General features: G+C 56.8%; 5 protein-coding genes and 1 pseudogene. 1 reads left to right on the plus strand and 5 read right to left on the minus strand.

Annotation, left to right across the window (positions count from 1 at the left end):
* Positions 1 to 277 precede the first annotated feature (277 nt).
* Complete coding sequence (locus BG455_RS10470; protein ID WP_071469923.1) at positions 278 to 1,171, minus strand: DMT family transporter; 894 nt, start codon at positions 1,169 to 1,171, stop codon at positions 278 to 280.
* A gap of 241 nt (positions 1,172 to 1,412) precedes the next feature.
* Positions 1,413 to 2,009: pseudogene (locus BG455_RS10475) on the minus strand (Gfo/Idh/MocA family oxidoreductase); the annotation flags it as partial.
* Between BG455_RS10475 and BG455_RS17580 the strand changes: the two are divergent.
* Positions 1,933 to 2,358, plus strand: coding sequence for a putative sulfate exporter family transporter (locus BG455_RS17580; protein ID WP_245735524.1), 426 nt, complete (start codon positions 1,933 to 1,935; stop codon positions 2,356 to 2,358). The pseudogene BG455_RS10475 and the gene BG455_RS17580 sit on opposite strands and share 77 nt — an antisense overlap.
* A gap of 95 nt (positions 2,359 to 2,453) precedes the next feature.
* Here the strand turns inward: BG455_RS17580 and BG455_RS10485 are convergent, their stop codons facing one another.
* The 3 genes from BG455_RS10485 to BG455_RS10495 all read right to left on the minus strand — a co-directional run.
* Positions 2,454 to 4,388 carry a PAS domain-containing protein gene (locus BG455_RS10485; protein WP_170124739.1) on the minus strand — a complete coding sequence of 645 codons (1,935 nt, stop codon included), beginning with the start codon at positions 4,386 to 4,388 and terminating at the stop codon, positions 2,454 to 2,456.
* Positions 4,389 to 4,956: 568 nt separating this feature from the next.
* Complete coding sequence (locus tag BG455_RS10490) at positions 4,957 to 5,508, minus strand: hypothetical protein (RefSeq protein WP_071469926.1); 552 nt, start codon at positions 5,506 to 5,508, stop codon at positions 4,957 to 4,959.
* A gap of 419 nt (positions 5,509 to 5,927) precedes the next feature.
* Positions 5,928 to 8,711 (minus strand): PAS domain S-box protein (locus BG455_RS10495; protein ID WP_143079915.1); only part of this gene is annotated, 2,784 nt, incomplete at its 5' end.

Genomic DNA, 8,711 nt, shown 5'->3' on the forward strand with positions numbered 1-8,711 from the left:
CGAGGGCATAGAGTGCGCGCAGGATGATCGCAAAAGAAGCGCGGCAACCGCAAACCGAAGGCCAGCATCAAAATATTGACCAATATCATGCCGATGAAAATCGAATACACCAAAGCGCTGTTCTATGAGATCAACAGCGGGCCTGGGGCAGAATGCGCAAGCATAGGATGGCGGACGCGACCATTTATAAGGGGACGACCAAATATGGCGGGCTGCAAGTTTCGAAGGTGCGTCACCCGAAGCATCTCGAATTCGGGAATGCCGATCTGAAGCGCCTTTAGGGCGCGGAGCCAGTTTGCACCGCTCGGCGCTTGCGCTGATCGGCCCCCCAGAGCGCTAAGGCCACACCGCCAAGAATGCCAAGTGAGCACACAACAAGGCGCAAGGTCAGCGGCTCGGTTATGAACAGCACGCCACCGGCAGCGGCGATGGCAGGCACGGTCAATTGCACATAGGCGGCCGTGCTGCGTTCCAGCGCGGGCAGGACGCTGTACCAGATGGCATAGCCCAGCCCCGACGCAATGGCGCCCGAGGCAATGGCATACACCCAGCCTGCAAGGCTGGTCGTCTGCGCGAATATCCCCGGCAGGATCAGCAGAAGCGCTATGGGCAGGCACCGCAGGAAATTGCCGCCCGTATCGACCAACGGCGCGGCAGAGCCACGCCCGATCAATGTATAGGCCGCCCATGAAAGCCCGGCGAGGATCATCAGTGCTGCGCCAAGCGGGTCTGGTGCGCTTACGCCTGGCAAGACCAGAAATACCACAAACAGCACTGCGACAGTAAAACCGGCCCACTCGAAGGCACCGGGCCTGTCACCCTGTCCAATGGCCCAGCCCAGCATGCCCAACTGCACAGCGGCAAAGAGCAAAAGTGCCCCTGTGCCGGCCGCGAGGTCCAGATAGGCATAAGAAAACGCAATCGCATAAAGAAAAAGGGCAAGCGCGCCGCCCGTGCTGCCGCCCAGCTGCCCCCAGCCTGGCTTCGCGCCCCGCCATGCAAGGATCATCACCAGCATAAGCGCGCCGGAAGCCAATCGAACGCCGGTATACGTCAGCGCATCGGCTTGGCCTTCGGCCAGTGCGACACGGTTCAGAACCGAATTCGCGGCAAAAGCTACCATCGCCAGCCCCGTCAATGCCATGATCTTCGCTGCATTTGATACTGCCATGCTGCATGTCTCCGCTGGCTGCCCGCAGCCCTTCCCCCATCGGCGCTAGCAGAAGCCTGACATGGCAGCAAGCAACGAGAGGTGTTCCGCCAAAGCGGCCAGAAGCACGGTCTGGGCAGGCCAAGCCCCTGCGGCGCGCCTGCACTGCGCGGTATCCGGCCAGAACTGGGGCTGACCGCGTCGGAATGGACCGCGAGGCATCGCGCCACAGGCGCGGGGATTTCACCTTGGGCACGCCTGCCTATTCGGGGGCAAAGCGCCCTTCTGCGTCAAGATGCACGACTTTTCTGGTGCGCACAGCCTGTTGCGCGGCTAGCCCCATCTGGACTGCCCAAATCCCGTCTGACAGTCCGACTTCGACCATGCCGCGCGCGCGCACGGCCTTGGCGAAATGGTCATGCTGGTAAAATGTCGATCCGTTGTGATCGCCTGCTTCCAGCAATGTCGCATCGACCGGCACCTCGATCAGATGTGGCCCCTTGGGGTTGCGCGGGCTGACGATCAGTTGCGGTACAGGCGGGGCGCCCAGGTGCTGGGGCCAGAACCGGCCCGGCCCCGGCACCAGACATTCGATGCGCGCCTCTGGTCCGACAGCGGTTATTTCCTCTTGATAGCGCGCGCCTTCTGCAAACATGCACAGTTCCAGCATCGCCCGCGCGCCGCCTGCGAAATCGACGATCACATAAGCATTGTCCCATATGTCTGATGGCTGGCCGTCATAGACCTCGGCCCGATGGTTTACATCCTGCCCGCCCGAAGCCATGATACGCACTGGGTTGTCCCGCAGGATCAGCCGCATCAGATCGAAGAAATGGCAACATTTCTCTACCAGCGTGCCACTACCCGTGGTGCTGATCGTGATCGTGCTGGTGTTGCGCGGGACCGGCGCTGGGGCCGCGTCCGGGCAAGGCCGGATTTCGCTTCTGCCATGGTTCATGGTGCTGTTTCTGACGCTTGTGGTGCTGGGAAGCGTGCTGGACCTGCCTGAACTGCTGGTGTTGAAAATAGACAGCTTTTCGCGTGCTTGCCTGACCACCGCGATTGCGGCACTTGGGGTCAAGACCTCACTCAGGGTCTTGGGGGCGGTCGGATCGGGCCATCTGATTATCGTCGTGATCCAGACGGTCGCATTGCTGGCCTTCGCCATGGGGGCCGTATCGGCCCTTGGCCTGTTTGAACCGACCTGAAAGCCCCCTCTCGCCTATTGTGGAGGTGTCGCGCTGGTTCTAACCCTGTAGGCGCAAGGCCAAGTCAGCAGGGCTGGCACGGCACTGGCTGTATCTTAAGAGTGATGAGCGTCTCCTTGACCTGACCCAGATGTTTCGTCGAAATTTGACTCATCCAATGGTAGCAGACACAGGAAAGTAGCGCCGACTTCCGGACGATTTTCAAGCGCTATTCCGCCGCCGACACTGGACAGGATTTGCGCAACGAGGGTCAGGCCCAAGCCCGTGCCATTGGCGCCTTTTGTTGTAAAGTGACGCTCCCATACTCTTCTGACATATGCAGCGGGTATTCCCGAGCCGGTATCGCTGATCTTGAACAAGGCGAAGGGGGCAGCTGGGATCACGCCTGATTGCAACACTGCTCCCTCTGGCAATCCGGTTGCCTCGCTCAGGGTGAAGGAAATCACCCCTTGGTTTTCGCCAATAGCATCTTTCGCATTCAGGCCCAGATTCAACAAAACCTGCGTCAGGCGAAGCGGGTCAAGTACGCAAGACAGTGGGCGTTCGGGCAAGTGCGCCTCGATACTGATCCGCGGCGGAGCGCCAAGACGCAGGATTTGCGTTGCATCGTGCATGACCGTACCAAGATCGGTAATTGTGTTCGCTGATCTGTCGGAACCAAACGCTTTGATCGGAGCAATCAGACGGGATATTTCACGGCTGATGCCATGCACTTTGTGCAACACTTCCTTAGGGCATATCTGCCGAGAAACAGACGGGTCTGAGAGGTGAGAGATAACCATCAGCAAGTTCGAAAAATCATGTGTCAACCCAGCCGCGAGAAGGTTGACGATTTCTTGACGCTGGGTGATTTCTAGCCGCTGATGCAGCGCTTGCGTCTCGCGCGCCAAATCCAGCCGAGCGCTGACATCCCGGCTGACCCAGACTGCCTTGCCATCCGATAACGACGTCAGGCTGATTTCCTGCTCGAATTCCGTGCCATCCATCCGGCGTGCCAGCACCGTGCCTTGCCACGATTCCCCTGCTTTCAGCGCCGGAAATGCCTGTGTCGCAAGCTCTGATGCCACGTCTGTCCGGTAAAAGGACTGCCAATGCAGCCCCGATAACTTGTCACCACATTCGCCGGACACCAACTTTACAAAAGCATGGTTGGCATCGATGACCCGCCCTTCTGCATCCGTGATCAGGATCGCATCATGTGTCGCTGCAACCGCAGCGGCGCGCAATTCAAGCTCGGCTTCCAGCTTCTTGCGTTTCGAGATATCCAGCTGGACACCGGCCATTTGCCTTACATGCCCGTCCGGGCACAGGTCCGACACGCCACCACGCCCCATGACCCACACCCAGTGGCCGGCAGCGTGGCGCATACGGTATTCGACTTCAAAAGTATCGGTCTGGCCGGAAATGCAGTCCAGAAACCCCGATTCTGCCAAAGCGACATCTTCAGGATGAACAAGTAAACGCCATTCTTCAAAGCCGACAGAGCCCAAAGTCTCGTGATCAAGACCAAGCATTTGCGCCCAGTACCTGTTCACATGACCGCGCCCGGAAAACAGATCTAGCATCCATATTCCCGCCTTGGAACCAGTTTCGACCTCGCTCAGGCGACGCTCTGCTATCTTTAGCTTTGTGATATCGATCAGCACATGGATACGACCGCCATCGTCTGTTGCGCGGTCAATCACACGGAACCAGCGGCCATCGCGCATGCGAAGTTCCGTTTCATAGATGGGCTGGCGGTGCTTTGCCATCCTTTCGGCAATCCACTTTGCAGACTCATCATACGACAAAGACAATGCACCATTCAAAACATCTTGGTGCAGAATCTGCTCAAATGTCATGCCAGAACTGACCGGGGCACCTATCCCGGAATGCAGCCGAGCATAAGCAGTGTTGCACAAAATCAGTCTATCATCTGGGTCGAAATAGCCGATAGGGTCGGGGTATGCCTCTAGCGCATTCGCAAGTCGCATGCGAACCTGCGCGAGTTCTGTTTCGATGGCGCTCTGATGCAAATCATAACTTTTCATCAGCACGTCCATAGGATTGACTGGTCGTTTGCGGTCTCGCCCACAGACATATGGGGGGGGACGGATACCCATAACCGTTGAGAGATATTCAGCATCAACCCGGTCAGAGGTAGCAGGTTACAGGGGCTTGCGATGCGCAGCATGGTCGTTCACTTCTGTTAATGCTTCACTTAAATAATCCATTCCAAATAGAAAACCAGCCGGTTTTACGAAAGATATAGGAAAATATTTTAATTTCATTAATACGCCAGAGAATCTGATGCATATCTGAGGCTATTTTCTGTGCATATTTCAAATTTCTTGAATATATAGATTTCAGATATAGACTATATGCGCCTAAAATATGGCGTTACTCAAGATCTTTCATTCTACAACCCCAAAAGATCGATTCGAATTTGATTTCCAGTTGGGCCGGTCAAATAGCAGATGTTTGAATTATGAATTTCATGATATGCATAGTTCTCGGGAAAACGTCTTGGGGAATTACCACGATCAATATTTTCACATCTTCATCCAATGCGTATCGCATTGGCGCCGAAAACCTTGAGGCAGACAAAACGGAGTCCCCTCAATACGCGGGATGTCCTGTCCTTGCTGTACCCTGACTGGACATTGCTGCCCGAAATGCGCCCTTCAGCCGCGGCAGGGTTGCCGGGGCGCGCAGAGTGGCGTCGCAGATCGGCAGACGTTCGCTACCAAAGTCGTCCCCGCGCACCGCAGAGGAAATGAGGATCACGGCAATGCTTGGCAAGCTGGCGCGAAAATGGTGCAGAACGTCGACAGCCTGCACCACATCCTCGAAAGCATCTACATTCAGGATGATCACATCATGCGCCTGCATAGCGCCGGGATTGCACAGGATCTGAACCGAAGCAAACTCGGCGCAGTGCGTGACTTTCAGCTGGGCGCAGATTTCGCGCAAGCGCGCAGCGCTACCATGGTCAAACCCCATAAGTGCTGCACGCTTGTAATGTGCGCCCTGCGCGTCGAATTTGCGCGACATATCGGACCAAAGGGCCTCGAAATCAGTTGGGAACGCAGATTGCCTTATTCCTGGCCCCTGAATACCCACTGTGACTGAAGCAGGATGCTTTTTTGCCCAAAGGTTAAACATTTTCATGCTAACTTCCTTTTAGTGCATCGTCGCACATGCAATTCCCAAATCGTATTGCGGCAAAATTCACGACCTACACGCCCGGAATCAACCCTAAACTTTGCCTACCCTTGCCACAGAAAACTGATCATCAGCTTGATCATTGCACACCAAAACACCGCCCCTGTCGTGGCAATAAGAAATTGCCACCCAAGGGCTGCTGCGGTAATCTCGTCAGCGCATAACTGACATTTGGAACGCAGCGCATTTACATGCAGGCATTTCCAAAATACGCATCACCACGCAAAAGCTGCCCAGACTGATGCAGTAGAATCCCGCAAGCAATGCTCTCAATTATATCAGTGTTGCGGCCCGCTATGACATGCGCATAGGTTTTATTTTCTCGCCTTATGTCCGCAGATTGGAAAATAAGACGACATGACTCTCTAAAGAGGATTTTTGCACGCATTGATGCGCGCAGCCACTGCCGCGCGAACATGGTTTAGCAGCGAGGGGGCCTCGACAGGTTTGGCCAGAACACTGTGAAACAGGTCACGATCCTTTGCCGCGCGCTCAGGCAAAGCAGTCACAAGCACGCAAGGAACAGGGGCAACAAGCCGCCCCGCCGCCCGCGCAATATCGACGCCGCTGATATCTGGCATGTCCAGATCCGTCACCACGGCTGACCACAGCGCGGGGTTGTCCCTCAGCAAGGTCAACCCCTCTTCCGGATCAGACACTGCGATCGAAATCGCTCCGTCCATCTCAAGCATCTCGGACAGCACATCTGCAACATCGACCACATCATCAATCACAAGAATACGGTGCCCTGCCAAACTCTCGGCACCGGAATTGACGGGGTTATGACACATAAGCTGTTGCGGCCGCTTATTCACTTCGGGCCAAGCCACCGTCACGCTGACCCCCTGACCGGAAATGCTGTCGAACCATAGCGCACAGGAATTGTCTCGAAGTATCCCCGCCACAATCGCAAGGCCCATTCCGGTGCCCGCGTTACCTTTCGTGGTGACATAGCTTTCAAACAACCTGTCGCTTATTGTCGGATCAAGGCCAGCACCTGTATCAGTGACTTCAAACACTGAATAGGTTGTATCAAGATGCAATTCGCCGACATCAGGCTTACGCTGACATAGCTCCGCCCCGACAACCAGCGAGACGCGGCTTGCGCCGTCCGGCGCCGCTTCGCATGCGTTCAAAGCCAGATTCAGGATCACTTGCAGCAATTCGGTATGGTTCGCCCAGACGGGCTGCGCCTTGTCCGGCAGCGATAAGCATATATCGTGGTTTCTCCGGCGATCGGACCCAAGCAGATCAATCGCTTCACCAACAACCTGGCGAAGGTCCAGCATCTTGCGGGGTGCGTCTGGCCGCATGCTGCGCCCCAACCCGCTGACCAGATCACGCGCCGCGTCCATAGCCCTTCCAATCCGCGTCAGACCCGCGGCGATTTCGGGCTTTCCTTCGCATTGCCCTTCCAGCAAAGACACAGTTCCGGAGACAACCGCCACAAGGTTGTTCAGATCATGCGCGACCCCAGAGGCAAGCTGTGCAATCGTTTCGCGCCTTTGTGCAAGCTGCAGGTTTTCGCGCAATCTGGCGCGCTCGTTCTCAAGGGCACGCTGTTCTGAAACATCGCGCGCAAAACACACCAAACCGCCATCATCGATAAGGCTAAGGGTGACATCCTGCTGCACAAGATGCCCGTCACGGTGAAGTCCCGTCAACTCGCCACGCCAGCTACCGGCTGCTGCAAGCTTGGGCCATTCCTGCGCCAGAAAGCGCTCCCTCTCTTCGGCTGTGACGAAATCCTGCCACCCCAATGTGGCGACATCTTCGTTCGGATCAACGCCAAACATTTTCCGATGCGCGGCATTCATGAAGATATATGTGCCTTCCGCATTGCTGATGGCGATCCCGTCACTGGCGGTTTCCATTGCCAGCGCCCGCACCCGCAGCGCGCGTTGATGTGCCTCTTGCAGGTCAGTGATATCCGTCTGAACCGACACAAACCCGTCTAGCCGCCCAGTTTCATCCAAAAGCGGCTGAATATCCTTGGATATCCAGTATTCTTGCCCCGCACGGGTCCTATTGAGAAGCTGCGCCTTCACGGGCTGAACCCTCCGGATCGCTTCACCAATGCGCCGCAGTGTCGCGCGGTCTGTCTGCGGCGATTGCAGAAAGTCACCGGGCTTGCGCCCGCGCACTTCTTCCAGCATCCAGCCGCTGCGCGCCTCGAAAGCGGGGTTGACCCAATCAATATGCCCTTCTGGATCGGTGATGATCACAAGGTTCGATGTCAACTCGGCAATGCGGCCAAGACGGCGTATCTCGCGCTGCTGGCGGTGACTGTCGGTAATGTCGTGGACCAAAAACACATATCCACCGCGCCCCTCTTCAGAGCTTTTGGCGGCTGCCGATACTTCAAACCAACGGCGCTCGCCGTTAACCGCCATCGAATAGCGATGGCCCCCAGCATAGCCATCGCTGTCCACCACCGCCATGATCTTGCGCACAAGCCGCGCAAGATGCTTTGGCAAAACCTCTTCTGGCAGGCGATGTATCACCTCATCCAAGGGATAGGCGGGGGCCACGCGCGCGCCTGCCCCATATCCGATGAAGCGCCCCTGTGCATCCAGTTCCAGCACAAGATCAGGGATAGCGGCCAATGTGGCGCGGAACCTGTCCCGTTCCTGCCGCAACCGCAGATTTGCTTCCTGTGCCATGGCCTCGGCGCGGGCACGGTCCATGACCACGCCGATGGCATTGGCCACCGAACGCAGCAATTCAATCTCCACAGGCAGGAACCGGCGCAGGTTGCGCACTGCGTCATAGCCCACAAAACCAGTCAGCCGGCCATCCAGCAGCATGGGCACCGCCAGAAGCGATTTGATCCCCTGCATCTGCAAAACCTCGCGCACGGCAGAGTGTTCGGGCAATGCATCCACATCCGGAATATCGATAGGCGCGCCACCCTCGAACGCACTGCGCCAGTCATCCAGCAGGTCATCAGGCATATCCTGCAATTCTTCAATCATGGGTGCGATCCCGTCGGCCACCCATTCATGTGTATTGTCCAACCGATCCGGGGGGCGCAGACGAAACACATAGGTCCGGTCCGAGCGCGCCAGAACGCCCGTCCGTTGAAGGGCTGTGTTGATTGCAGGATCAATCGCTTCGCTGGGCGCATTCAAGAGCTTGTTGGTAATATC

This window comes from Roseinatronobacter thiooxidans (assembly GCF_001870675.1).
Taxonomy (GTDB): domain Bacteria; phylum Pseudomonadota; class Alphaproteobacteria; order Rhodobacterales; family Rhodobacteraceae; genus Roseinatronobacter; species Roseinatronobacter thiooxidans.